Source organism: Actinomyces sp. 2119, assembly GCF_003591215.1.
GTDB classification, from domain to species: Bacteria; Actinomycetota; Actinomycetes; order Actinomycetales; family Actinomycetaceae; genus Actinomyces; species Actinomyces lilanjuaniae.
The window spans coordinates 78,320-103,890 of record NZ_QYRR01000009.1 but is presented as its reverse complement, the minus strand read 5'-3'; the positions used below and the strand labels follow the sequence as shown (position 1 = coordinate 103,890).

General features: G+C 66.6%; 20 protein-coding genes. All 20 read right to left on the bottom strand.

Annotation, left to right across the window (positions count from 1 at the left end; all coding sequences use genetic code 11):
• Positions 1 to 263: 263 nt before the first annotated feature.
• The 20 genes from rpsQ to rpoB all read right to left on the bottom strand — a co-directional run bounded on the left by rpsQ (position 264) and on the right by rpoB (position 25,400).
• Entirely contained in the window at positions 264 to 581 is a 318-nt protein-coding gene (gene rpsQ, locus D4740_RS11260; protein ID WP_119837040.1) for a 30S ribosomal protein S17, read from the bottom strand.
• Entirely contained in the window at positions 578 to 826 is a 249-nt protein-coding gene (gene rpmC / locus D4740_RS11255) for a 50S ribosomal protein L29 (protein ID WP_119837039.1), read from the bottom strand. The genes rpsQ and rpmC overlap by 4 nt, the downstream gene beginning before the upstream one ends.
• A complete protein-coding gene (rplP, locus tag D4740_RS11250) occupies positions 826 to 1,245 on the bottom strand; it encodes a 50S ribosomal protein L16 (protein ID WP_119837038.1) in 420 nt (139 codons plus the stop codon). Before rplP ends, rpmC begins: the two co-directional genes overlap by 1 nt.
• A 3-nt stretch (positions 1,246 to 1,248) precedes the next feature.
• Entirely contained in the window at positions 1,249 to 2,052 is an 804-nt protein-coding gene (gene rpsC, locus D4740_RS11245; protein ID WP_119837037.1) for a 30S ribosomal protein S3, read from the bottom strand.
• Complete coding sequence (rplV, locus tag D4740_RS11240; protein WP_119837036.1) at positions 2,052 to 2,429, bottom strand: 50S ribosomal protein L22; 378 nt, start codon at positions 2,427 to 2,429, stop codon at positions 2,052 to 2,054. The genes rpsC and rplV overlap by 1 nt, the downstream gene beginning before the upstream one ends.
• A 31-nt stretch (positions 2,430 to 2,460) precedes the next feature.
• On the bottom strand, positions 2,461 to 2,739 hold the full coding sequence (rpsS, locus tag D4740_RS11235; RefSeq protein WP_119837035.1) for a 30S ribosomal protein S19: 279 nt from the start codon (positions 2,737 to 2,739) through the stop codon (positions 2,461 to 2,463).
• Positions 2,740 to 2,751: 12 nt separating this feature from the next.
• Positions 2,752 to 3,588, bottom strand: coding sequence for a 50S ribosomal protein L2 (gene rplB / locus D4740_RS11230; RefSeq protein ID WP_119837034.1), 837 nt, complete (start codon positions 3,586 to 3,588; stop codon positions 2,752 to 2,754).
• A 21-nt stretch (positions 3,589 to 3,609) separates the two neighbouring features.
• Positions 3,610 to 3,915, bottom strand: a complete 306-nt coding sequence (gene rplW / locus D4740_RS11225; protein WP_119837033.1) for a 50S ribosomal protein L23 — start codon at positions 3,913 to 3,915, stop codon at positions 3,610 to 3,612.
• Positions 3,912 to 4,586 carry a 50S ribosomal protein L4 gene (gene rplD, locus D4740_RS11220; protein WP_119837032.1) on the bottom strand — a complete coding sequence of 225 codons (675 nt, stop codon included), beginning with the start codon at positions 4,584 to 4,586 and terminating at the stop codon, positions 3,912 to 3,914. Before rplD ends, rplW begins: the two co-directional genes overlap by 4 nt.
• Positions 4,587 to 4,591: 5 nt before the next feature.
• Positions 4,592 to 5,269 (bottom strand): 50S ribosomal protein L3, encoded by a 678-nt coding sequence (gene rplC, locus D4740_RS11215; protein WP_119837031.1) that lies wholly within the window; start codon positions 5,267 to 5,269, stop codon positions 4,592 to 4,594.
• 8 nt (positions 5,270 to 5,277) lie between these two features.
• Positions 5,278 to 5,586 carry a 30S ribosomal protein S10 gene (gene rpsJ / locus D4740_RS11210; RefSeq protein ID WP_003786051.1) on the bottom strand — a complete coding sequence of 103 codons (309 nt, stop codon included), beginning with the start codon at positions 5,584 to 5,586 and terminating at the stop codon, positions 5,278 to 5,280.
• 330 nt (positions 5,587 to 5,916) lie between these two features.
• The gene (locus tag D4740_RS11205; protein WP_147392913.1) at positions 5,917 to 8,280 is read right to left on the bottom strand and encodes a SpaA isopeptide-forming pilin-related protein; all 2,364 of its coding nucleotides are present in this window, start codon (positions 8,278 to 8,280) and stop codon (positions 5,917 to 5,919) included.
• A 398-nt stretch (positions 8,281 to 8,678) separates the two neighbouring features.
• Positions 8,679 to 9,869: an elongation factor Tu gene (gene tuf, locus D4740_RS11200; RefSeq protein ID WP_119837029.1), complete on the bottom strand. Its 1,191-nt coding sequence runs from the start codon at positions 9,867 to 9,869 to the stop codon at positions 8,679 to 8,681.
• A gap of 191 nt (positions 9,870 to 10,060) precedes the next feature.
• Positions 10,061 to 12,199 (bottom strand): elongation factor G, encoded by a 2,139-nt coding sequence (gene fusA / locus D4740_RS11195; RefSeq protein ID WP_119837028.1) that lies wholly within the window; start codon positions 12,197 to 12,199, stop codon positions 10,061 to 10,063.
• 98 nt (positions 12,200 to 12,297) lie between these two features.
• Positions 12,298 to 12,768, bottom strand: a complete 471-nt coding sequence (rpsG, locus tag D4740_RS11190) for a 30S ribosomal protein S7 (protein WP_119837027.1) — start codon at positions 12,766 to 12,768, stop codon at positions 12,298 to 12,300.
• Entirely contained in the window at positions 12,768 to 13,142 is a 375-nt protein-coding gene (gene rpsL / locus D4740_RS11185; protein ID WP_043558700.1) for a 30S ribosomal protein S12, read from the bottom strand. Before rpsL ends, rpsG begins: the two co-directional genes overlap by 1 nt.
• A gap of 474 nt (positions 13,143 to 13,616) precedes the next feature.
• Positions 13,617 to 16,247 carry a hypothetical protein gene (locus D4740_RS11180; protein WP_147392912.1) on the bottom strand — a complete coding sequence of 877 codons (2,631 nt, stop codon included), beginning with the start codon at positions 16,245 to 16,247 and terminating at the stop codon, positions 13,617 to 13,619.
• 312 nt (positions 16,248 to 16,559) lie between these two features.
• Positions 16,560 to 17,558 (bottom strand): hypothetical protein, encoded by a 999-nt coding sequence (locus D4740_RS11175; RefSeq protein ID WP_147392911.1) that lies wholly within the window; start codon positions 17,556 to 17,558, stop codon positions 16,560 to 16,562.
• Between the two features lie 196 nt (positions 17,559 to 17,754).
• Positions 17,755 to 21,708 carry a DNA-directed RNA polymerase subunit beta' gene (locus D4740_RS11170; protein ID WP_119837024.1) on the bottom strand — a complete coding sequence of 1,318 codons (3,954 nt, stop codon included), beginning with the start codon at positions 21,706 to 21,708 and terminating at the stop codon, positions 17,755 to 17,757.
• A gap of 170 nt (positions 21,709 to 21,878) precedes the next feature.
• Positions 21,879 to 25,400 (bottom strand): DNA-directed RNA polymerase subunit beta, encoded by a 3,522-nt coding sequence (rpoB, locus tag D4740_RS11165; protein ID WP_119837023.1) that lies wholly within the window; start codon positions 25,398 to 25,400, stop codon positions 21,879 to 21,881.
• Positions 25,401 to 25,571 lie beyond the last annotated feature (171 nt).

The following is a 25,571-nucleotide window of genomic DNA, read 5'->3' as shown; positions in this document are numbered from 1 at the left end:
TCCTATGTGATTGCTCACCACGACCAGTCTCCGCCGCTTTCCGGCTCCGTGCACCTATAGTCACTGCACCTAGAGCCACTGCGCTCAGCCACCCCGTCTGTGCAGCACAGGTCTGCGTAGCATCATATAGCGCCATATACACAGACGGCACCGCACCCCTTGACGGGGTGCGGTGCCGTCACTGACGGGCAGCGGCGCCGCTTGCGATCGGGACAGGGAACAGGGCTCCAGCCGACAGCCCCTCCTCGACCCTGGCGTGGCCTCTACTTGGCCTTCTCGATGATCTCAACCAGCCGGAAGTGCTTAGTGGCACTGAGAGGGCGGGTCTCCATGATAGATACGAGGTCACCGATCCCGGCCTCGTTGCGCTCATCGTGGGCCTTGAACTTCTTGGAACGGCGCACAACCTTGCCGTACAGGGCGTGCTTGTAGTGCTCCTCGACCAGAACCACGATGGTCTTGTCCATCTTGTCCGATACCACGTAGCCGCGACGAACCTTGCGGTGGTTACGTTCAACGGGGGCCTGGCCTGCCTCCGCGACGCCCGACGCGGTCTCTCCTGCTGTAGTCTGCTCGCTCACTTGGACTCCTCCGTGCTGCTGGGAGCGGTGCGGATGCCGAGCTCACGCTCGCGCGCGATGGTGTAGATACGGGCGATGTCACGGCGCACGGCCTTGAGTCGCCCCCGGTCCTCAAGCTGCCCGGTCGCTGAGGCGAACCGCAGGTTGAACAGTTCAGCCTTGGCCTTGGAGAGCTCCTCGGCAAGGCGCTCGTCATCCATGCCGTCGAGATCCGACGGAGTCAGGCCCTTCGAACCGATAGCCATCAGATGTCACCACCTTCACGGGTCACGAAACGGGTCTTCATCGGCAGCTTGTGCTGGGCACGGCGCATGGCCTCGCGAGCAAGAGCCTCATCGACACCGCCAAGCTCAAAGACGACGCGCCCCGGCTTGACGTTAGCGATCCACCACTCGGGAGCCCCCTTGCCGGAGCCCATGCGGGTCTCGGCAGGCTTCTTGGTCAGTGGGCGGTCCGGGAAGATATTGATCCAGACCTTGCCCCCACGCTTGATGTGGCGGGTCATGGCGATACGAGCCGCCTCGATCTGCCTGTTGGTGACATAGGCTGGCTCCAGGGCCTGGATACCGAAGTCACCGAAGGAGACCCGGTTCCCGCCCTTGGACATACCCGTCCGGTGCGGACGGTGCTGCTTGCGGAACTTCGTCCGACGAGGGATCAGCACAGCTCAGGCCTCCGTTCCCTGGTCTGCGGCAGCGGTCTCGGTAGCCGGCGCCTGCTCGGCCTGCTGCTCGCTGTTGTGACGCGCGCCCCGCTCACCGCGTCGGCCACGGCGCTCGCCACGGCCCCGGCCGCGGGAGCCGGACTCAGCCTGCTGACGGGCGAACTCGCGCTCAGTAAGGTCGCCCTTGTAGATCCACACCTTGACACCGAGACGTCCAAAGGTGGTCCTGGCCTCGTAGAAGCCGTAGTCGATGTTGGCCCGCAGGGTGTGCAGCGGGACGCGCCCCTCGCGGTAGAACTCCGAGCGGCTCATCTCAGCGCCGCCGAGACGTCCGGAGCACTGCACCCGAATGCCCTTGGCGCCAGCACGTGCGGCTGACTGCATGCCCTTGCGCATCGCCCGACGGAAGGACACACGCGACGCCAGCTGCTCAGCAATCCCCTGGGCGACCAGCTGGGCGTCCAGGTCGGGGCTCTTGACCTCCAGGATGTTAAGCTGCACCTGCTTGCCGGTAAGCTTCTCCAGCTCACCACGCAGGCGCTCTGCCTCGGTCCCCCTGCGGCCGATGACAATGCCCGGACGTGCGGTATGGAGATCGATGCGCACACGGTCCCGGGTGCGCTCAATATCGACCTTGGAGATGCCGGCCCGCTCCATACCGCTCTCCATGAGGCGGCGGATCTTGACATCCTCCTCGACAAAGTCGCGGTAGCGCTGGCCGGGCTTGGTGGAGTCGGCGAACCACCGTGAGCGGTGGTCCGTGGTGATGCCCAGGCGGAACCCGGTCGGGTTGACCTTCTGCCCCATTACCGGGCTCCTTCCTTCTGTGCGGAGTCGGCCCTGTCGCCGACGATGACAGTGATGTGGCTGGTTCGCTTCAGGATCCGGCTGGCCCTGCCCTGGGCACGAGGACGGAACCTCTTGAGGGTGGGCCCCTCGTCGGCATACACCTCGACGATGAACAGGTCGTTCTCGTCGAAGCGCTCCCCGTCACGCTCCGCCTTGAAGCGCGCGTTGGCGATAGCGGACTCCACGACCTTGCGCACCGGCACTGCAGCGGCCTGCGGGGCGAAGCGGAGCACGTTGACCGCCTCGACCGCGCGCTTGCCACGGACGACGTTCACGACGCGGCGGGCCTTCATCGGTGTGCAGCGCACGTACTTAGCCTGCGCCTTGGCTTCCATGTTCTCTGCCTCTCAAACTTTCCGGGGCCCGTCAGCGACGAGACCTACGGTCGTCCTTGACGTGCCCGCGGAAGGTGCGGGTCGGAGCGAACTCGCCGAGCTTGTGGCCCACCATGGCCTCGGTGACGAAGACCGGGACATGCTTGCGGCCGTCGTGGACGGCGAAGGTGTGCCCGAGGAAGTCCGGGGTGATGACCGAACGACGGGACCAGGTCTTGATGACGTTCTTGGTGCCCTTCTCGTTCTGGGCGTCCACCTTCTTCTGCAGGTGGTCGTCGACGAAGGGCCCCTTCTTCAGGCTACGCGGCATATCAGGCTCCTATCAGCGCTTCTTGCCGGTCCGACGACGACGCACGATGAGGCGGTCGCTGGACTTTTTCGGACGACGGGTACGACCCTCGGGCTTGCCCCAGGGAGAGACAGGGTGGCGGCCACCGGAGGTCTTGCCCTCACCGCCACCGTGCGGGTGGTCGACCGGGTTCATGACCACACCACGCACGGTCGGGCGCACGCCCTTCCAGCGCATACGGCCGGCCTTGCCCCAGTTGATGTTGGCCTGCTCGGCGTTGCCGACCTCCCCGACGGTAGCCCGGCAGGCAGCCTCCACGTTACGGATCTCACCGGAGGGCATGCGCAGCTGCGCGTACTTGCCCTCTTTGGCGACCAGCTGGACAGAGGTGCCGGCGCTACGGGCGATCTTCGCTCCCCCGCCAGGACGCAGCTCCACCGCGTGGACCACGGTACCGGTCGGGATATGGCGCAGCTGCAGACTGTTGCCCGGCTTGATGTCCGCCCCCGGCCCTGCCTCAACCACGTCACCCTGACGCAACCGTTGCGGGGCGATGATGTAGCGCTTCTCCCCGTCGGCGTAGTGGAGCAGGGCGATACGAGCGGTACGGTTGGGGTCGTACTCGATGTGCGCCACCTTGGCGGGCACACCGTCCTTGTCTCCCCGGCGGAAGTCGATGACCCGGTAGGCTCGCTTGTGCCCACCGCCCTTGTGCCGCGTCGTGATGCGCCCTGAGGAGTTACGCCCACCAGTTTTGTGTAGCGGGCGCACCAGCGACTTCTCGGGCCTGCTACGCGTGATCTCCGCGAAGTCGGAGACCGAGGAGCCTCTCCGGCCGGGTGTCGTGGGCTTGTACTTACGGATTCCCATGTCGGTCCTCTACCTTCCGTGTCACTCAGCCACGTCGCCGAAGATGTCGATCGTGCCCTCGCGCAGGGTGACGATGGCGCGCTTGGTGTCCTTGGACTTCCCCGTGCCCGTGCGGGTCCGCCGGGTCTTGCCCTTGCGGTTCATCGTGTTGACCGAGGCGACCTTGACGTTGAAGATGGACTCGATAGCCATCTTGATCTCGGTCTTGTTGGAGCCGGGAGCCACAATGAACGTGTACTGCCCGCGGTCCATGCACGAGTAGGACTTCTCGGAGACGACCGGGGCGATTATGACGTCGCGGGGGTTCTTGGACTTCTCGAGACTCACTTGGACTCCTCCTCACTGCTGTCCTGGTTCTCTCCCCGCCCCAGGAAGGCGTCCAGAGCAGGCTCGGTGAAGACGACGTCGTCGGAGTTGAGGACGTCATAAGTGTTGAGCTGGTCGGCCCACAGGATGTGCACCTCGGGGATGTTGCGCAGGCTCAGCCTGGACAGGTCGTCCCCACGGGTGATGACCACCAGCGCCTGGCGGTCAGTCAGGTGGTGCAGCGCGTCGAGCGCAGCCTTGGTCGAGGGGACCTCGGTGGTGACGAACTCGGTGATGACGTGGATACGGCCGTTGCGGGCACGGTCAGACAGCGCCGAGCGCAAAGCGGCAGCCTTCATCTTCTTGGGAGTGCGCTGGGTGTAGTCCCGCGGCCTGGGGCCATGCACCACGCCACCGCCGGTGAACTGGGGAGCACGCGTCGAGCCCTGGCGGGCCCGACCGGTCCCCTTCTGGCGGTAGGGCTTCCTGCCGCCGCCGCGGACGGCGCCGCGGTTCTTGGTGGAGTGCGTACCCTGGCGGGCGGCGGCCATCTGTGCCACCACGACCTGGTGCATGAGCGGGATGTTGAGCGCCACGTCGAAGACCTCGGCAGGAAGCTCGACGGTGCCGGTCCTGGCACCCGTGGAGTCGACGACGTCGACACTCAGCGCCGCAGTCAGGTTCTCAGGCATCGGTCTCAGGCTCCCTTCACGGCTGTGCGGACGACGACCACCGAGCCCTTGGGGCCGGGGACGGCACCGTTGATGAGCAGGACGCCCTTGTCGGCGTCCACCCCACGGACCTGGAGGTTCTGGACGGTGCGCCGCGCGTGACCCATGCGGCCAGCCATGCGCAGCCCCTTGAAGATGCGACCAGGGGTGGCGCAGGCACCGATGGAGCCCGGCTTGCGGTGGTTGCGGTGGGATCCGTGGGAGGCGCCGACGCCAGCGAAGCCGTGGCGCTTCATGACGCCCGCGAATCCCTTACCCTTGGACGTTCCGGTCACGTCAACCAACTGCCCGACCTCGAAGGTGTCAGCAGTCAGCTCCTGGCCGAGGGCGTAGTCCTCGACCAGGGAGGTGCGTACCTCCGCCACGTGACGACGTGGCGTGACACCTGCCTTGGCGAAGTGGCCCTGGAGCGGCTTGGTCACCTTGCGCTCGTTGACCTCCCCGAAGGCAAGCTGCACGGCCTGGTAGCCGTCAGTCTCCAAGGTACGGATCTGGGTGACCACGTTGGTGTCCACCCGCACGACGGTGACAGGGCGCAGGACGCCGCCCTCGTCCCAAATCTGGGTCATGCCGAGCTTGGTACCTAGCAGCGCCTTGGCGGGCCTGGCAGGCGCAGCCGGAGCCGGCGTGTGAAGCGTTGTCATGGCGGTCCTCAGAGCTTGATCTCAATGTTGACGTCAGCGGGCAGGTCAAGCCGCATGAGCGAGTCAACAGCCTTGGGCGTCGGGTCAACGATGTCAATCAGCCGCTTGTGCGTACGCATCTCGAAGTGCTCACGGCTGTCCTTGTACTTGTGCGGCGACCGGATGACGCAGAAAACGTTCTTCTCGGTCGGCAGCGGCACGGGACCCACGACCGTCGCGCCTGCGCGGGTCACGACATCGACGATCTTGCGCGCCGAGGAGTCGATGACCTCGTGGTCGTAGGACTTGAGCCGGATGCGGATCTTCTGTCCCGCCATGGCGCCTAACCTCTCTTGTACTTGCTTCTGACCGGTCCACGCACTCGGGCGTGTCGCCTGGGCGGCGCACACTGATCCCGGGGCGTCAAGACGCAGGCCGGTCTGGACATGCGCGGACCTGGCCCAGCAGGCCAGGTCCGTCAGACTGGGTCCCGGGCGCTACCCGGGACGCGGCCAGGAGGGGTGGCCCTCACCGGCCGGACAACGCTATCAGGGCTCTGGCCTGACAGAAACCTGCGACAACCTCTCAGGCCTGTGAGACCGCACACCGTTCCCCGGGTTCGGGCGTGTCGTCCCAGGCTTGTCCCGCAGCCGCCCCGTCCGCGCCGGTCAGATCAGGTCACTGCGCCGAGAACGCTGCCTGGCAGCCAGAGCGAGCGCGCCCAGCCCCAGCAGCACTGCACCTGTGACAAGCAGCCCGGTGACGGCTCGGCTCCCGGTTAGGGGCAGCGTGAGCGGTCCTACTGAGGGCGACGTAGAAGGCGAAGGCAGTGTAGAAGGCAGTGTAGAAGACGGCGTAGAAGACGGTGTGGAAGAAGATACAGGAGGCGCTGCGGACTGTTCCGCGGTCGGCAGCACCGGTGGCCCTGTAGACGGGAACGGCTCTATGGGCGACTCCGTAGGTGGCCCCATGGAAGGTTCTGCGGAAGGCTCCGTAGAGGGCTCCGCGGAAGGCTCCGTAGAAGGCGGCAGCCCTGTGGGGGACGCCGTCGGCGAGGCCGGAGCGGAAGCGTTGACTACGGCGCCGAAGTCGGCCGTGGCCTCAGGTGTCGAGGCGTCGACGGTCACGCTCAGAGTCTGGGTGGAAAGGCTGTAGCCCGTCGGGGCCTGCGTCTCCTCCAGGGTGTAGGTGCCCCAGGCCAGTCCCGTCAGCCGGAAGCGGCCGTCAGCCGGGTCCTCGTCAGGCTGGCTGTTGTCCGACACCGCTGTCTGCGCGCCGTCAGGACCGTGCAGGAGCCACTCGGAGCCTGGCAGGAGCTCTCCGGTGTCGCTGGTCTTTGACCAGGTCAGTGTCGCCGGCAAGGGGGCATTCGTGACCGTGCAGGTGACATCCGCCCCGTCCGAGAGGGTCACGGAGTCCTGGGCGACGTCGAGCTGCTCCCCCGCCGCCGTGACGCACCGAGTCGAGTCACGCCCATAGGCCTGGTAGCCCTCAGGGCTGTCCTCACTCAGCAGGTACGTGCCGGAAGGGACCACCTGAGAAGTCACCTCCGACGACCCTGACGTGCCAGACACGACCGTTCCAGCCGTCGCCGCGTCGGTACCAGTGGCGGTCAGCGTCCAGGCGGCCGGGTCGGGACCGGTCCCCCCGTCCGCACCTGCCAGCTCCTTGACCAGCGTCAGGGTGGATCTGGCGGAGTAGTGGTTGGTGAAGGCACAGGTCACCGGTAGCGCCTCGACCGAGGCAGCGGCTGACACGCCGGTAAAGTCAACCGTCCTGGACGCGAGGTCGTAGGTCACGTCAACGGCCTGGCCCACACCGTTGAGGCAGCTCAGCCCGGTCAGCGCCCAGCCTGACGGGGTACCGGCGTCACCGGCTCCTCCACCGCCCTGACCCGCGTCCAGGTCGTCCTCCGTGACAGTGAAGTCAGACATGCCCGCGTAGAAGCTGACGGTGCTCGAGGCCTGGGTGCCCGACTCCCCCAGGCCTGTCGGCGTGACGGGGGCGAAGGCGTCCTGAGCGACCAGGGACCTGCCGGGGGAGACGGTGTAGGAGAAGGCGGGGATCGTGACGTCCTGCGCGCCGGGGTCGGCCGTGGCCGTCTTGGTCAGGGTGAGAGTGCGCTCCTGGTTGAAGGAGCCGTACAGGCAGGCGTAGGTGGTCTGCCCCTCGGCCGTAACGAACTGGTCGGAGGCCGCCTCGGCGTCGTCGGGGTCCCCCGCACAGGTCCCGTCCTGCGTAGGCAGGAATCCCCACAGCACCAGCCGGTAGGGCATCCCGTCTTCGGTGACGACGATGTTCGTCGCGGTGGTCCTGGTAATCGTCAGGACGTCAGCGACACCACCCTCTGCCTCAGTGTTGTCGGTCTCCTCCTGGACGAACGGGAAGGACTCCTCCATGCCGTCAATCCTGACGTTGATAGCGCCGTGCACCCAGTGGTAGCTTGATCGGATCGGGTAGTTGTTGTGGCGGATCGTGCCGACAAGGAAGGTCTGCCCACCCTGCACGGTCCCTGGATCATTGGTCCTGAATCCGAGGGCTGACGTCGCGTCGAGAGAGGCCTCGGTGAGTCCAGGGCACTCGGTGCCGGTGGAGCTGCCGGGCCTGCCCCGCTGGAAGTAGGACCAGTAGTCGCTGTCCACCCACTGCGACTGCGCGGTCTGTGTGACCACACCATCAGCGGAGACGTACCCGTAGGCCTGGCAGTCCTCGTAGTCCTGGGCCGAGTCCGTCGCGGAGTCGTTGACGGCACTGACCGTCATACGACCAGTGATGTCACTCAAGTCGAGCGAGATGTCGGCCCCGGGCTCCATCTCCGCTGCCTGAACGGTACCAGCGGGAAGCAGGAGTGGTGTCAGCACGGCAGGCGCAAGACCAGCAGCAAGCCCAGTCACCAGGACAGCTATGGTCACCAGGACCTGTCGGCGCGGCCTGCCACCGGTGGTGCAGGTGCGCTGCGGGGCCGGGCTGGACACTGTGCTCGACACGGTACTCAGCACTTTGGTCAACAGTGTGGTCAACACTGTGCTCACGAGGATCTCCAACGACGGTCAGACAGGAACAGGTGCCGCGATGCGGCTACGACCAGAGGCCGGTAATTCTCATTCTTACTTCACGCACCTACCAGCGCAAGCACCATTCTTTAATTGTTATCCCGTATACCTCCCTGAGCGTCGCAGCCCAGCGGTGAACGCCCTTCCTGCAAGCCCGGCACCTCAGCACGACAACGGGACAGGCCCCGTGACAGATGCTTGGTCCCCTCCAGGACGTGCGGAGATCCGCCCCGCTCAGCCTCCGCCTGCACACCTGCGTGACAGCCCTGATGGCGCGCCCAGAATGCACGTTCCCCCGGCGCTGCGAGGAGCGCCGGGGGAACAGCGGCAACAGACCTGCACCTCAGGGGTGCGTCAGGCAGGACGCCAGCAGCGTGTCACTTGATAACCTTGGTGACACGGCCGGAGCCGACCGTGCGCCCGCCCTCACGGATGGCGAAGCCGAGGCCCTCCTCCATGGCGATGGGCTGGATGAGCTCCACGGTCATCTCCGTGGTGTCACCAGGCATGACCATCTCGGTGCCCTCAGGCAGCGTGATGACACCGGTGACGTCGGTGGTCCGGAAGTAGAACTGCGGGCGGTAGTTGGAGTAGAAGGGGTTGTGACGGCCGCCCTCGTCCTTGGTCAGGATGTAGACGTGCCCCTCGAACTCGGTGTGCGGGGTGATGGAGCCGGGCTTGCAGACCACCTGGCCGCGCTCGACGTCCTCACGGCGGGTACCACGCAGCAGCAGGCCACAGTTCTCACCAGCCCAGGCCTCGTCCATCTGCTTGTGGAACATCTCGATACCGGTGACGGTGGTCTTCTGGGCCTCACGGATACCGAGGATCTCGACCTCGGAGTTGATCGGCAGCTTGCCGCGCTCCACACGGCCGGTGACGACGGTACCGCGGCCGGTGATGGTGAATACGTCCTCAATAGGCATGAGGAAGGGCTTGTCCATGTCACGCTCGGGGGTGGGGATGTACTCGTCCACCGCGTCCATGAGCTCCTTGACCTTGGCAGCCCACTCGGCGTCGCCCTCCAGTGCCTTCAGGGCGGAGACGCGGATGACCGGAGCCTCGTCACCGTTGTAGTCCTGGGAGGAGAGAAGCTCGCGCACCTCCATCTCAACCAGGTCGAGCAGCTCCTCGTCGTCCACGGCGTCAGACTTGTTGAGGGCGACCAGCAGTGCAGGCACACCCACCTGGCGGGCGAGCAGGACGTGCTCACGGGTCTGGGCCATGGGACCGTCGGTGGCGGCGACCACCAGGATCGCGCCGTCCATCTGGGCGGCACCGGTGATCATGTTCTTGATGTAGTCGGCGTGACCGGGCGCGTCCACGTGGGCGTAGTGACGCTTGTCCGTCTCGTACTCGACGTGCGCGATGTTGATGGTGATACCGCGCTGACGCTCCTCGGGAGCCTTGTCGATCTCGTCGAAGGGGGTGAAGGGGTTCAGCTCGGGGTACTCGTCGTGCAGAACCTTGGAGATCGCAGCGGTCAGCGTCGTCTTGCCGTGGTCGACGTGACCGATCGTTCCGATGTTGACGTGCGGCTTGCTCCGCTCGAACTTGGCCTTGGCCACTGGTGTCCTCCTGGGACTCGGGTAGTGCTCTTCGTCGTGACTCGACTAGCACATGCTAGCGGTCATGGCGAGGAGAGTCTCTACTGGTGGATTGTTGGAAATCTTACTGAAGTTGTGGTCTGGGGGGTGGCGCACCACCGGTAGCAGCCGGGACCGGGATCGCGGCCCCGGCTGCCAGGGAGGCGAGGAAGTCAGGCACCCCTGACCTTGGCGATGATCTCCTCGGCGACGTTGCGGGGAACCTCAGCGTAGGAGTCAAAACTCATCGAGTACACCGCTCGCCCCTGGGTGCTGGAGCGCAGGTCCCCGACGTAGCCGAACATCTCCGACAGCGGGACGGTGGCACGCACCACCTTGACGCCAGCGGCGTCCTCCATGGAGGCGATCATGCCGCGACGGGAGTTCAGGTCACCGATCACGTCCCCCATGTATTCCTCAGGGGTTCGGACCTCCACCGCCATGACCGGCTCCAGGAGGACCGGGGAGGCCTTCTTGGCCCCCTCCTTGAAGGCCATAGAGCCCGCGATCTTGAAGGCCATCTCGGAGGAGTCCACCTCATGGTAGGCGCCGTCGACAAGGGTAGCCTTGATATCGACCATGGGGTAGCCGGCAAGCACACCGGTGAGCATGGCGTCCTGGACGCCCGCGTCCACGGAGGGGATGTACTCGCGCGGCACACGGCCACCGGTGACCTCGTTGGCGAACTCGTAGTGAGCCGCCTCGCCCTCGCCCTCCTGCTGGGGGTCGTGAACCAGCGGCTCGAAGCTCATCTGGACCCGGGCGAACTGGCCGGAGCCTCCGGTCTGCTTCTTGTGGGTGTACTCGATCTTGTCGACCTTCTTGCGGATGGTCTCACGGTAGGCCACCTGCGGGGCACCCACGTTGGCCTCCACCTTGAACTCGCGGCGCATACGGTCCACGAAGACGTCCAGGTGGAGCTCCCCCATGCCGCCGATGACAGTCTGGCCTGTCTCCTCGTCCAGGGAGACGGTGAAGGTGGGGTCCTCCTCCGAGAGCTTCTGGATAGCCACTCCCAGCTTCTCCTGGTCGCTCTTGGTCTTGGGCTCGATCGCCACGTGGATGACGGGGTCGGGGAAGGACATGGACTCCAGGACGACCGGCGCGGACTGGGCGCACAGGGTGTCACCCGTCGTGACGTCCTTGAGCCCGATAAAGGCGTAGATGTGGCCCGCGTGCGCCTCGGTGACAGGGTTCTCCTTGTTGGAGTGCATCTGGAAGAGCTTGCCGATGCGCTCCTTCTTGCCCTTGGTGGCGTTGAGGACCATCTCTCCCTGGGCCACCTTCCCGGAGTAGACGCGCACGTAGACGAGCTTGCCGTAGAAGGGGTGGGTGGCCACCTTGAAGGCCAGCGCGGAGAAGGGGGCCTTCTCGTCGGCGGCACGGGTGAGGACCTCCTCCTCCTTGCCCGGGACGTAGCCCTCGACGTCGGGGACGTCCAGGGGCGAGGGAAGGTAGTCCAGCACCGCGTCCAGCACCGGCTGGATTCCCTTGTTCTTGAAGGCGGAGCCCGCCAGGACCGGGAAGGCCTGCCCGGAGACGGTCAGCTTGCGGATACCAGCCTTGAGCTCGGCCAGCGTCAGCTCCTCCCCCTCCAGGTACTTCTCCATGAGGGTGTCGTCCGCCTCGGCCACCGTCTCGACGAGCTCGCCGCGCAGCGTCTCCGCCTTGGCCACCAGGTCTGCGGGAATCTCCTCGTACTCCACCACCGAGCCGCGGGTGTCCTTGCCGTCAGCGTCCTTCTCCGGGAAGCGCACAGCCCGCATCTCCAGGACGTCAACCAGGCCGGAGAACTCGTTCTCCGCGCCGATGGGGAAGTTCAAGACAATCGGGGTGGCGTGGAGCCGGTCCCTGATGGTCTGCACGGAGAAGTCGAAGTCGGCACCGAGCTTGTCCATCTTGTTGATGTAGCAGATGCGCGGGACGTTGTACTTGTCCGCCTGGCGCCACACGGTCTCTGACTGGGGCTCCACGCCCTCCTTGCCGTCGAAGACCGCGACGGCGCCATCAAGCACGCGCAGGGAGCGCTCAACCTCCACCGTGAAGTCGACGTGGCCGGGAGTGTCGATAATGTTGATCTGGTTCTTCTTCCAGAAGCAGGTGGTGGCCGCGGAGGTGATGGTGATACCGCGCTCCTGCTCCTGCTCCATCCAGTCCATGGTGGAGGCGCCGTCGTGGGTCTCGCCGAGCTTGTAGTTGATACCCGTGTAGAACAGGATACGCTCGGTGACGGTCGTCTTTCCGGCGTCAATGTGGGCCATGATGCCGATGTTGCGGACCTTGGTGAGGTCGGTCAGCACGTCGAGTGCCACTAGTAGTGTCCTTCTTTCGTAGGTCTTGGCCAGAGGCCGTCGGCCACAGCCCGCCTGCAGCGGGCCAGCCGACGCGCCAGGGTGAGCCGGTGCCGGGGCTACCAGCGGTAGTGGGCGAAGGCCTTGTTGGACTCGGCCATTCGGTGCATGTCCTCACGACGCTTGACAGCGGCGCCCAGGCCGTTGGAGGCGTCGAGGATCTCGTTCATCAGCCGCTCGGTCATGGTGTTCTCCCTGCGCTTGCGGGAGAAGTCCACCAGCCAGCGCAGCGCCAGGGTGGTGGCCCGCGAGGGACGGACCTCGACCGGGACCTGGTAGGTGGCCCCACCGACACGGCGGGAACGGACCTCCAGGGAGGGACGGATGTTGTCCAGAGCGCGCTTGAGCACCGAGACCGGGTCCTGCTCGGTCTTGGAGCGCACCCCCTCCAGGGCGCCGTACACGATGCGCTCGGCGGTGGACTTCTTCCCGTCCAGGAGGACGCGGTTGACCAGCTGGGTGACCACAGGCGAGCCATAGACGGGATCGACGGCGATAGGGCGCTTGGGTGCGGGACCCTTACGAGGCATTACTTCTTCTCCTTCTTGGCGCCGTACTTGGAACGTGCCTGCTGACGGCCCTTGACGCCCTGAGTATCAAGGGAGCCGCGCACGATGTGGTAGCGGACACCAGGAAGGTCCTTCACACGGCCGCCACGCACGAGCACGATCGAGTGCTCCTGAAGGTTGTGGCCCTCACCGGGAATGTAGGCAGTCACCTCGATACCGGTGGACAGGCGCACACGGGCGACCTTACGGAGAGCGGAGTTCGGCTTCTTGGGAGTCGTGGTGTACACGCGGGTGCACACACCACGACGCTGCGGACTGGACTTCAGCGCGGGCGTCTTGGACGCCGAGCGCTTGGTCGAGCGGCCCTTGCGGACCAGCTGCTGGATCGTGGGCACTACTGATTCTCCATTGCGACGTGCGTTGGGTCTGGATGCTACCCGCTCACCGGCCCCGTTCTCAGGCCGACCGCACACGTCAGCACAGAAGTGCCGGAGCGCCCGACCTGGGGTCCACGACGCCCGGAGCCCCGCAGGGCCCGTCGGTTCCCGCCGCGGCAGACCCGCGTCACGGTCGGCCTGAGCCGTCGGCTATCAGCAGCCAGGACACAGAACCAGCCCGCTGGGAACGGAGTAGAGAACGGCGACCCGCGCTCGGGCACCGCAGATCAGGATACACACCTGCTCCCCACAGCCACCAGGCCGAGGAAGCCGGTGTGGGAGTGTTTCTCAACACTCCCACACCGCTGTCACACCGCGTCCGCACCGAGACCCCGCCGGGGCTGCTTGTCCGTCCGGCGTCTTTTTGCGGCGTCGCTGCCTCCGCCCCAGTCCGGCCCAGCCGCCTCACGGCTCAGGGGCGCACCAGCCCGCTCACCCCCACGAGGGTGAGGAACTGTCAACCGTCACCTCAGGCTCTCCGCCACCCTCCGGCCACTCGATGCTTCCGGAGAAGGTGAACCTCACCGACCGGGGCTTGGGGTCCTTGTTCCACTGCGACGGGTTCTGCGTGACCGAGATGATGATCTGCTCGGAGGTGAAGGAGGACGCAGTGACCTCGTCCAGCCCGGAGGCGTCCTGGGTCACCTTGAGCGACGCAAGATCAGTGTCCTGAACCTCGCTCGGGCACACCGCGTCGGTGTTGCCCGGGACGGAGGCGCACGACTCGGTCTGGGCCTTGACCTCCTCCAGGACCAGGTCCTCCAGCTCCTGGGTCGGCTCGCTGGTGACTTCCATAAGCATGTCGGCGGCAGCAGAGGCGGGCAGTGCTATCAGGGAGGAGGTCTCAGCGGTCAGGTAGCTGGCCAGGCTCTGGGGCACCCCGACATCGTAGGTCCCGGCGTAGACGTACTGCAATGTGGTGCTGGTGGAGCTGTATTCCTCCTCCGAGGCCTCCAGGGCGAGGTCCGTACCTGCCACGGAGATCGCGTCCAGCCCGTCGGCCGAGCTGAAGGTGACCGGGACGACCAGGGGCGTGGTGACCTCCCAGGTGTCCAGGAGCCCGTACTGCCTGTCACCCCTGGCCACCGTGAAGGTGAAGTCAAAGTGCTCACCATCCAGGGAGAGGGTTGTCGATACCTTAGCCGTGTCCTCCTCGACCTGCGGCTCCGACACCGTCACGACCTCCACCCTGGAGGTCGCGGCCGCCAGGGCCTCGTCATTGAGCAGCGCGCGCTGGGAGTTGGGTACACCGGGGTCCACCATCTGCGTGGCGGCCTCGGCCCTTCCCTGCGACAGCAGGTCCAGGTAGGCCTCCACCTCCTGGTCGGGGCCGCGGCGACCGTTGAGGAAGTTGACGCAGGCCATACCGACGACGACAAGCACCAGGAGCAGTCCCGCCGTCCCCAGCACCAGCCTCATACGGCGCCGCGCCTGCGGGCTCATCGGCTGCGGCTCCGGCAGCGCCTGAGCCTGCTGTGAGGCAGTCGGGGCGGGCGCCTGCTGACCTGGCGCTGCCAGGTCGGAGGACACCGGGTCGGAGGACACCGGGTCCGCCACCTCCGCGGACGCAGACACCGGGGAGCCAGAGGCTGGATGGCCTTGGAGCACCCACTGGCCGGTGCTGGCGTCCTCGACGAAGAGCGCTCCGGTGCTCAGGTCGGTGGCTGTCGCCGCGCCCGTGGCCGGGTCCGTCCCGTAGCTCCAGGTGTGTGAGCCCTCGGCCTGGCCAGCCTGACCAGTACCCTGCGCGACACCCATCGAGCCACCCAGCGAGCTTCTGCCACTGACCCACTCAGTCACCGCCCTGGTGCCGACCATGACCCGCAGGAGCTGGTTGGCGTTGGCGTACAGCCAGGCAGGAAGGTACTCGGCCAGGACGGAGACCACGCAGGCCAGCAGAGATACCGTGATAAAGGACCACCCTGACGGCATCGCCGACGCCGAGACCATCTCACCTCCCCCGGACATGCGGGCCGGGACGAGCACGTAAAGCAGCGGGACGCTCAGGGCGAGGGCGGCGACAGCCAGCGGCCAGGTACGGGCCAGGACCGCCCCACGGCTGCGCGCACGCAGGACACCCACACGAGCCGCGGCGACGACGGTGGCCAGGAGCACGGTGACAACCAGGAGGAGGACAGCCCCGACAGGCAGGTCGCCCACGGTGACCAGGGAGTCCTCCGAGGAGTTCGCAGCGACGCCGAGGCCAGCCACCTCTCCCCTGGCGACCAAGCCTCCCAGCGTCGCCAGGGACAGAAGGACCACGACCAGGTTGGGCAGGTAGACGATAAGGAGAGCCAGGGCCTGCGGGACGCCCTCAGCCAGCGCCCACGCAGTGCCTGCAACAAGGGTAACGGCCCCTGTCACCGTGCCCAGGCTGACCAGGAGCGCCCACACCTCGCGGCCCGCCTGCCTCAGCCCTATGGGCAGCCCGATCACGGCTGCGTGGTCGAGCCGGGCCGCGCTCAGCGCCGTCATGACCACCACAGACACCAGGACGACGGTAAGCAGCGGGGAGGAGGAGACAGACAGGCCGTCCCCCGAGTCGCCGCCTGCCCGTGGAAGTCCCGTGAGCAGGCCGAGGAGCAGCCCGGTGGCCAGGGCCTCGACAGCACAGCGCTGCAGGGTCGCCGCCCGGTGGAGGGAGGAGCCGTCCACCGGCGCACGTCGGCGCGCCACCAGGTAGACACCGCAGCCTATGGCAAGAAGTGTCCCCAGCGGTAAGACGGTCACTGTGGCGCTGACCTGGATGAAGAACGTGGCCGTGATGGAGAGCTGGCCGCCCAGAGCCGCTCCCATGAGCACCAGCAGTGCCGACAACGACGCCGGGAGGTTGAGATCCTCTCGCGCCTCGGAGGTTGCCGCCATGAGCAGCAGAGCGCTCAGCAGCGCCCCGCCCAGGACCACTGCCTGCACCAGGGCGAAAGAAATGAGACCGGGTTGGCGCACCAGCGCGGCGAAGGTGGCCTGGCGGGCGGCAGCGGCTGGTGTCTGGGGCTGGGACGGCGTCGCGGCGCCAGCACTCGGGTCAACGGGGGGCGTAGGAGCCGGACCTGGCTCGCTCATAGTGCGGCCTTTCTCAGGAGATGTTGGGAACAATTGGATGCAGTATTCATGAAACTGCTATCTGGCACAAGCGGTCACAGGAGATAAGCGACCAGCAGCCTCGCCTCATGCCACCTGTCGCGAGGTACCCCCGGCCACCGAGGCAGGGGTACTGCCCGCGGCCGGGCAGCGCGAGCTCGCCCGCCTTCACCCGGCCACCGAGGCCGGGGCGGCGCAGCAACAGCTGCGCAAGTACTGAGCAGCGGCGGGTGCGGCGACACGCTGCGGTGACAGGCGCAGATTCCGCGCTGGTGCCGTGCTGGTACCGTCGGGCTACTGCGTCGCCCGGCCCCCCTGGCCCTGGAGCGAGCCGAGAATCTCCATCAGCTCGTCGTGCCCCGGTACCTCGATCCCCAGCTGCTCCTCCACCTGGTTGAGGACAGAGTCGATCTCCCCGGCGTCAACCTGTCCGGAGACGGTCTGCGCCTGCGCCAGGGTCTGGTCCCTCAGCTCCGACCCGCCGTAGTAGATACCGGCTCCCGACGCACCCAAGGGCAGCAGGAGCGCCCCCAGGAGCAGGGCGATGGCTGCGGTCCTGGGGCGGGAGCGGGAGACGGCCGTGAGGCTGACCATGACAGTGACAAAGGCAAGCACCGCACCGCCTGCAACCGCTGCCGCAGCCCTCAGGTCAATCACCTCGGTGAGGCTGACGTCGCGTAGGAACAGGTCCAGGAACTGGAAGGTGGACAGCAGGGTGTAGAAGCCCCAGCCCAGGAGCCCCAGCGTAACGAGCAGCATCACCGTCCCCACGGGCAGCGCGGCAGAGCGTCGACGCTGTGGAGGCAGCGGCAGGTCCGCACGAGGCTGCGGCTCAGGCTGCCGGTAGGTCGGCTGCGGTGCCTGGGGCTGGTAGGTTGGCCGACCGGGAGCAGGGCCAGCATGCTGGGGAGGCACTGCCACCGGCATGACGCTGGTTGCCTGGCCCTGCGACGCCTGAGACTGAGGCACCTGAGACTGTGACGTCGGCATAACCGAGGTCGGCATCACCGTGGTGGCGTGCTCCCCCGTTACCGGCACGACGGTGGTCCTCTCAGCCTGCGAGGCCGGCAGGGCCATCGTCTCCTGTGCCGCTGACGCCTGGACTCGGCCGCCTGGGGCACTGACGGGGCCGCTGGCTGGCAGTGCCGCCGTCGGCTCCGCAGACGGCGCTGCGCCGTCCTGCGCTGCTGCCGTCTCACGCTCTGCGCCCGCCGGGACAGCGAGCCGCTGGGTCGCGCCGCTGTCCGCAGAGGGGTCGTGACGCCGGGGTCCTGAGACTGGGGGGAGAGACACGGTGCGAGGCTCCTTCAACTGGCCGAGGCCACTGGGGAACAGGTCCACGACGAGGCTACGCCAGCCCCCGGACAGTTTCCAGGTGCCCCGCACCGCAGCAGGCACGCGGCCTGGTACCCGCCCTCGTTGTCAGGAGCGGGCACCAGGCCGCGACAGGTGGTCCAGACGGTCTCAGGAGCCCCTGGACCGTAGGACCTCAGACTTGGAAGTCCTCCGGGCCGACCGGCTCAGTCTGGAACTCCTCGGAGAAGTCCGCCCGGAAGTCCCCACCGAAGTGGAAGTCGTCCAGAGCGACGGACTCCCCGAGGATGCCCTCGTTGAAGCCGGTGCGAGAGAATACCTCAGCCTTGACCTCCTCGGTGGGCTCCACCTCAATGTCGGCGTACCGGGCCAGACCGGTCCCTGCCGGGATGAGCTTACCAAGGATGACGTTCTCCTTGAGCCCCAGCAGCGGGTCACCTTTGCCGTTCATGGCTGCCTCGGTCAGGACACGCGTGGTCTCCTGGAAGGACGCCGCACTCAGCCAGGAGTCCGTGGCCAGGGAGGCCTTAGTGATACCCATAAGCTCGGTCCGGCCAGTAGCGGTCTTGCCGCCCTCTGCCATGACCCGCCGGTTCTCCTCGCGGTAGTGCATGACGTCAACCAGGTCCCCCTGGAGCAGGCGGGTGTCGCCTGAGTCCAGCACGGTGACACGACGCAGCATCTGGCGCACGATGACCTCGATGTGCTTGGAGTGGATGTCCACACCCTGAGAGCGGTAGACCTCCTGGACCTCCTCCACGAGATGCCGCTGGGTAGCCGCCACCGACCGCAGGCGCAGCACCTTCTTGGGGTCCACAGGTCCCTCGGTCAGAGCCTGCCCGGGCTCGACGTGGTCACCGTGAGCCACCTGGAGACGCTGGCGCCGCGAGACCGGCACGACCACGTCCTCCTCACCGTCGTCACGGGTGATGACCAGCCGCTTGCCATCGGCGTCATCCTCCACCTTGAGCGTGCCCGCGGCCTCGGCTACGGCCGCCTCGCCCTTGGGAGTACGTGCCTCGAAGAGCTCCTGGACTCGAGGAAGACCCTGGGTGATGTCAGCGGCGCCGGCAGCACCACCGGTGTGGAAGGTCCGCATGGTCAGCTGGGTCCCTGGCTCACCGATGGACTGGGCCGCGATGATCCCCACCGCCTCGCCGATGTCCACCAGCTTGCCGGTAGCCAGGGAGCGGCCGTAGCAGGCCGCGCACGTGCCGACGACGGAGTCGCAGGTGAGCACCGAGCGCACAGTGATCTCCTCCACCCCGGCGTCAATGGCATCCTGAACCTCCTTGGCACCAAGGTCCGTGCCCGCGGCGATGATGACGTTGCCCTCAGCATCAGTGAGGTCGCGGGCCAGGGTGGTGCCGTAGACGGTGGTGTCCAGGATCTCGCTGGGCTCCTTGAACCTCTCCTGGCCAGCCTCCCTCCAGGAGAAGAGACGCTTGGTCAGGCCCTTGCGGGTCCCACAGTCGTCCTCGCGCACGATGACGTCCTGGGAGACGTCGACCAGACGGCGGGTGAGATACCCGGAGTCGGCGGTACGCAGCGCGGTGTCTGCCAGGCCCTTGCGAGCACCGTGGGTGGCAATGAAGTACTCCAGGACGCTGAGGCCCTCACGGTAGTTCGACTTGATAGGACGCTCGATAAGACGCTGCCTGGGGTCGGCCACCAGACCGCGCATGCCGGCCAGCTGGCGGATCTGGTCCCAGTTGCCACGCGCCCCGGAGACGACCATCTGGTAGACGGTGTTGCGCTGGGGGAAGTTCTCCCGCATCGCCTCGGCGACCTCGGCCGTCGCCTTGGTCCAGATGTCGATGAGGGAGGCGTAGCGGTCCTCCTCGGTCAGCGCCCCCAGGTCAAACTGCTCCTCGATCTCGGCGGCCTCGGTCTCGTAGCGGGCCAGGATCTCGGTCTTGGAGCCGGGAGAGACTACGTCGGCGAAGGCGACGGTGATACCGGACCAGGTGGACCAGAAGAAGCCGGCGGCCTTCAGGGCGTCCAGGGACGCGGCAACCTCGACGCGCGAGTAGTTCTCCGCCAGGGCGTTGACGATGTTGCCCAGCTCCTTCTTGTCCACCACGCGGTTGACGTAGGGGAAGGACTCCGGCAGCGCCGTGTTGAACAGCGCCCGGCCCAGCGAGGTGCGCAGGGTGATGGCGTCCCCCTCCTCGTAGCCCTCCGGCGGCGTCCAGCCCCTGGGCGCGACGATGCCCTCCTCGAAGCGGATGTCACAGGTTGCGTTGACGTGCAGGTGGCCGAAGTCGTAGGCCATGACCGCCTCGGCGAAGGAGGAGAAGGAGGGGACGACAGGCTCGCCGTCCGGTCCTGTCTCCACCGCCACGACCGGGTCCGGGTCGCTGGTGAGGTAGTAGGTCCCGATGACCATGTCCTGGCTGGGCATGGTCACGGGCCGGCCGTCGGAGGGCTTGAGAATGTTGTTGGAGGACAGCATGAGGATGCGAGCCTCAGCGGCCGCCTCAGCCCCCAGGGGCAGGTGGACCGCCATCTGGTCACCGTCGAAGTCGGCGTTGAACGCACCGCACACCAGCGGGTGGAGCTGGATAGCCTTGCCCTCGATCAGCTGGGGCTCAAAGGCCTGGATACCGAGGCGGTGGAGAGTGGGAGCCCGGTTGAGGAGCACGGGGTGCTCCCGAATGACCTCCGCCAGCACGTCCCACACCTTGGGGTTGGCGCGCTCCACCATACGCTTGGCTGCCTTGACGTTTTGAGCCTCCTTGAGCTCGACCAGGCGCTTCATGACGAAGGGCTTGAACAGCTCCAGGGCCATCTGGCTGGGCAGTCCGCACTGGTGCAGCTTGAGCTGGGGACCGACTACGATGACGCTACGCCCGGAGTAGTCCACCCGCTTGCCCAGCAGGTTCTGGCGGAAGCGGCCCTGCTTGCCCTTGAGCATGTCGGACAGGGACTTCAGTGGACGGTTACCGACCCCGGTGACCGGCCGACCCCGGCGGCCGTTGTCGAACAGGGCGTCCACCGCGTCCTGGAGCATGCGCTTCTCGTTGTTGACGATGATCGTGGGCGCCCCCAGGTCCATCAGCCGCTTGAGGCGGTTGTTGCGGTTGATGACCCGGCGGTACAGGTCATTGAGGTCGCTGGTGGCGAAGCGCCCACCGTCCAGCTGGACCATAGGACGCAGGTCCGGGGGGATCACCGGGATGGAGTCCAGGACCATGGACTCCGGGGCGGTACCGGTCAGGCGGAAGGCGTTGACCACCTTGAGACGCTTGATGGCCCGGGTCTTGCGCTGCCCGGCCCCGGTCTCCACGATCTCCCCCAGGGCGGCCGCCTCAGCCTCCAGGTCGAAGGAGCGCAGGCGCGCCTGGACGGCCTCAGCACCCATGGAGCCCTTGAAGTAGATGCCGTAGTCGGCGACCATGTCCCGGTAGAGGACCTCGTCCCCCTCCAGGTCACCCACCTTGAGGGAGACAAAACGGTCCCACACCTTGTCCATGTGCTCCAGGGTGCGCTGGGTCTTGCGGCGCAGCGCGGTCATCTCCCGCTCGGCCGCCTTGCGCAGCTTCTCCCGCTGGGAGGACTCTGCGCCACCGGCGTCCAGCTGGGCCAGGTCCTCCTCCAGTCGGCGCTGACGCGCCTCGACGTCAGCCAGCCCGGCCTCCTCGATGTGCTTCTTCTTCACCTCGAGCTCGTTGCGCAGGCTGGGCAGGTCGTCGTGACGGCCTTCCTCATCCACCTCGGTGACCATGTAGGCGGCGAAGTAGATCACCTTCTCCAGGTCCTTGGGCGCTAGGTTCAGCAGGTACCCCAGACGGGAGGGCACGCCCTTGAAGTACCAGATGTGCGTCACAGGGGCGGCCAGCTTGATATGCGCCATACGCTCGCGACGCACCTTGGAGCGGGTGACCTCCACACCGCAGCGCTCACAGACGATGCCCTTGTAGCGCACCCGCTTGTACTTTCCGCAGGCGCACTCCCAGTCCCGGGTCGGACCGAAGATCTTCTCGCAGAACAGGCCGTCCTTCTCCGGCTTGAGGGTGCGGTAGTTGATGGTCTCGGGCTTCTTGACCTCTCCGTGGGACCAGGAGCGGATGTCCTCCGTGGTAGCGAGGCCGAGCTGGATCCTGTCGAACACGTTGGCGTCGAGCACAGTTCCTACTTCCGATGTGTCAGCTCATCAGGTGGTTCTCAGGTGGTCGGGGCGGGCCCTTACCGCTGTTCCACGGCGGCCAGGGGTGCCCGGTGGGTCAGCCAGGGCGCCACGCGGTGCGCCCGCCAGCCCTGGTTCAGTCCAAGGGGCCGTGACGGCCCACAGACGGCCTAGATCTCGTCCACGGTCGAGACCGTCACTCCCCCTGGCCGCCGAGCCAGGTCGAAGCCGAGCTCCTCGCTGGCCCGCTGCCCGTCGTCGTCGGTGTCGTCCAGGGCGATGGCGCTTCCTTCCGCGTCCAGCGCCTCCACGTTCAGGCACAGGGACTGCATCTCCTTCATCAGGACCTTGAAGGACTCCGGGATACCGGGCTCGGGGATGTCATCACCCTTGACGATCGCCTCGTAGACCTTGACACGACCGTTGACGTCATCCGACTTGACCGTCAGGAGCTCTTGCAGTGCGTGGGCAGCACCGTAGGCCTCCATCGCCCACACCTCCATCTCTCCAAAGCGCTGACCACCGAACTGGGCCTTGCCGCCCAGCGGCTGCTGGGTGATCATCGAGTACGGACCCGTGGAGCGGGCGTGGATCTTGTCGTCCACCAGGTGGTGGAGCTTGAGGATGTACATGTAGCCCACGGACACGGGGTAGGGGAAGGGCTCACCGGAGCGCCCGTCGAACAGCTGGGCCTTCCCGTCGGGGCGCACTAGCTCCATGCCCTCAGGACTGGGCAGGGTCGAGTCCAGCAGCCCCATGAGCTCGTCGTCACGCACCCCGTCGAAGACCGGAGTGGCCACCGGCGTGCGCGGCTCAGCGGTGACGCCGTTGTCCGGAAGACGCAGCGCCCACTCCTGCCCGGCCTCGCGGGCAGCGGAGGCGTCCCAGCCCTGGGAGGCCACCCATCCCAGGTGCAGCTCGAGCACCTGGCCGATGTTCATCCGGCTGGGCACGCCCAGGGGGTTGAGGATGACGTCCACGGGGGTGCCGTCCTCCAGGAAGGGCATGTCCTCCACAGGCAGGATCTTGGAGATGACGCCCTTGTTCCCGTGACGACCGGAGAGCTTGTCGCCCACGGTGATCTTGCGACGCTGGGCGATGTAGACACGGACCATCCGGTTGACGCCGGCCGGCAGCTCCGCGTCCTCAGAGGCCGCGTCGATCTCACGCACGCCGGTGACGATCCCGTACTCGCCGTGGGGCACGCGCAGCGAGGTGTCACGCACCTCCCGGGCCTTCTCGCCAAAGATTGCCCGCAAGAGACGCTCCTCGCTGGTCAGCTCGGTCTCCCCCTTAGGAGTCACCTTGCCTACGAGGATGTCACCGCTGCGCACCTCGGCCCCGATACGGATGATGCCGCGCTCGTCGAGGTCAGCCAGGGTCTCCTCAGAGACATTGGGGATATCGCGAGTGATCTCCTCGGCTCCCAGTTTCGTGTCCCGGGCGTCCACCTCGTGCTCCTCAATGTGGATCGAGGTGAGCAGGTCCTCGGAGACTACGCGCTGGGAGACGATGATCGCGTCCTCGTAGTTGAGGCCCTCCCAGGTCATGAAGGCCACGAGGAGGTTCTGCCCCAGGGCCAGGTCCCCCTCAGAGGTCGAGGGGCCGTCCGCCAGGACGCTGCCGACCTCGACCCGCTCCCCCTCGGTAGCCACCACCCTCTGGTTGTAGCAGTTGCCCTGGTTGGAGCGGCGGAACTTAGCGACCTTGTAGACGCTCTGCGTGGCGTCGTCGTTGTCCACGCGCACGAAGTCCGCGCACACCTCGGTCACCACGCCCGCCTTGTCCGCCACGAGGACGTCGCCGGCGTCCACGGCAGTGCGGCGCTCCATCCCTGTACCCACCAGGGGGGCGTCAGGGCAGATGAGCGGCACGGCCTGACGCTGCATGTTGGCGCCCATGAGGGCACGGTTGGCGTCGTCATGCTCCAGGAAGGGGATGAGCGAGGTGCCCACGGAGACCATCTGGCGCGGCGAGACGTCCATCAGGTCCACCTGGGAGGAGGGCAGTAGCGCGGGCTCGCCCCCGGTGACCCGGCACAGGACGTGGTCCTCGGCGAAGCGCCCGTCCTCGGTCAGCGCCACGTTGGCCTGGGCGATGACGTGGCGGTCCTCGTCGTCAGCAGTAAGGTAGTGAACCTCGTCAGTGACCTGGCCGTCCACCACGACACGGTAGGGAGTCTCGACGAAGCCGAAGGGGTTGATGCGGCCGAAGGTGGCCAGGGAGCCGATGAGGCCGATGTTGGGCCCCTCGGGGGACTCGATGGGACACATGCGCCCGTAGTGGGACGTGTGGACGTCACGGACCTCCATGGAGGCGCGCTCGCGCGACAGGCCGCCGGGACCCAGGGCGGACAGGCGCCGCTTGTGGGTCAGCCCGGCCAGCGGGTTGTTCTGGTCCATGAACTGACTGAGCTGAGAGGTCCCGAAGAACTCCTTGATCGCCGCGGTGACCGGGCGGATGTTGATGAGCGTGTTCGGAGTGATGGCCTCCACGTCCTGGGTGGTCATGCGCTCACGCACCTGACGCTCCATGCGGCTCATGCCGGTACGCACCTGCGCCTGGATCAGCTCGCCCACGGCCCGGATCCTCCGGTTGCCCAGGTGGTCAATGTCGTCGTACTCCACGGCGATCTGGGTAATCTCACCATCACGCACGCCCTCGACCGTCTCCTCACCCGCGTGCAGCGCCAGGAGGTACTTGATCGCGGCGACGACGTCCTCGATGCGCAGCACGGACTCGGTCAGGTCCGCGGCCAGGCCCAGCTTCTTGTTGATCTTGTAGCGCCCCACCTTGGCCAGGTCGTAGCGCTTGGCGTTGAAGTAGAAGTTCTCCAGCAGGGTGCGTCCCGCCTCCACGCTGGGCGGCTCGCCGGGGCGGATCTTCTTGTAGATGTCCAGGAGAGCCTCGTCCTGGGTGGTGACCTTGCGGTCCTCGTCCAGCACCGAGGTCAGCGCGGGATAGTCCTTGAACTCCTCGCGGATCTCCGCCTCCTCCATGCCCAGGGCCAGGAGGAACACGGTGACGTCCTGCTTGCGCTTGCGGTCGACACGCACCGCGACGCGGTCGGACTTGTCCACCTCAAACTCCAGCCAGGCACCGCGGGAGGGGATGAACTTGGCGTTATAGACGAACTTGTCCGTCGCCTTCTCCGTGGTGCGCTCGAAGTACACCCCGGGTGAGCGGACCAGCTGGGAGACCACCACGCGCTCGGAACCGTTGACGATGAAGGTCCCCTTGTCCGTCATGAGCGGGAAGTCCCCCATAAAGACGGTCTGGGACTTGATCTCCCCTGTGGAGAAGTTCTCGAAGTCAGCCACGACGTACAGCGGGGCGGCGTAGGTGAGGTCCTTGGCCTGGCACTCCTCCGCGGTGTACTTCGGCTCCTCGAAGCGGTGGTCGTGGAAGGACAGCGCCATCGTCTCCCCGAAGTCCTCGATCGGGGAGATCTCGTCAAAGATCTCCTCCAGGCCGGAGGTCTCCGGCAGAGATCCTGGCCGCTCTCGGTTGGCGGCCGTCACCCGCTCACGCCATGCCTCATTGCCGACGAGCCAGTCAAAGCTCTCGGTCTGGATGGCAAGCAGGTTCGGAGCCTGCATAGGCTCCGCAATCTTAGCGAAGTTGATGCGTCGCGACGCGGTTCGGGCAGCGATGTCAGCGGCGGTAGGTGCAGAGGTGCGCGAGGCAGCCAAAGGGGATCCTTCCCTCAGTCCAGGGATCACTCGGCGTACAGTGGGTGCGCGGGCAGGCGAGACCCCCCGCAGCCCGAGAGCACTGAGGACCCTGGGCCCGGAGACGCCACCGAAGCGGGCACACACATTGGACGCAAAGCGCTAGCGTACACGCCTGACCCATGAGGATCT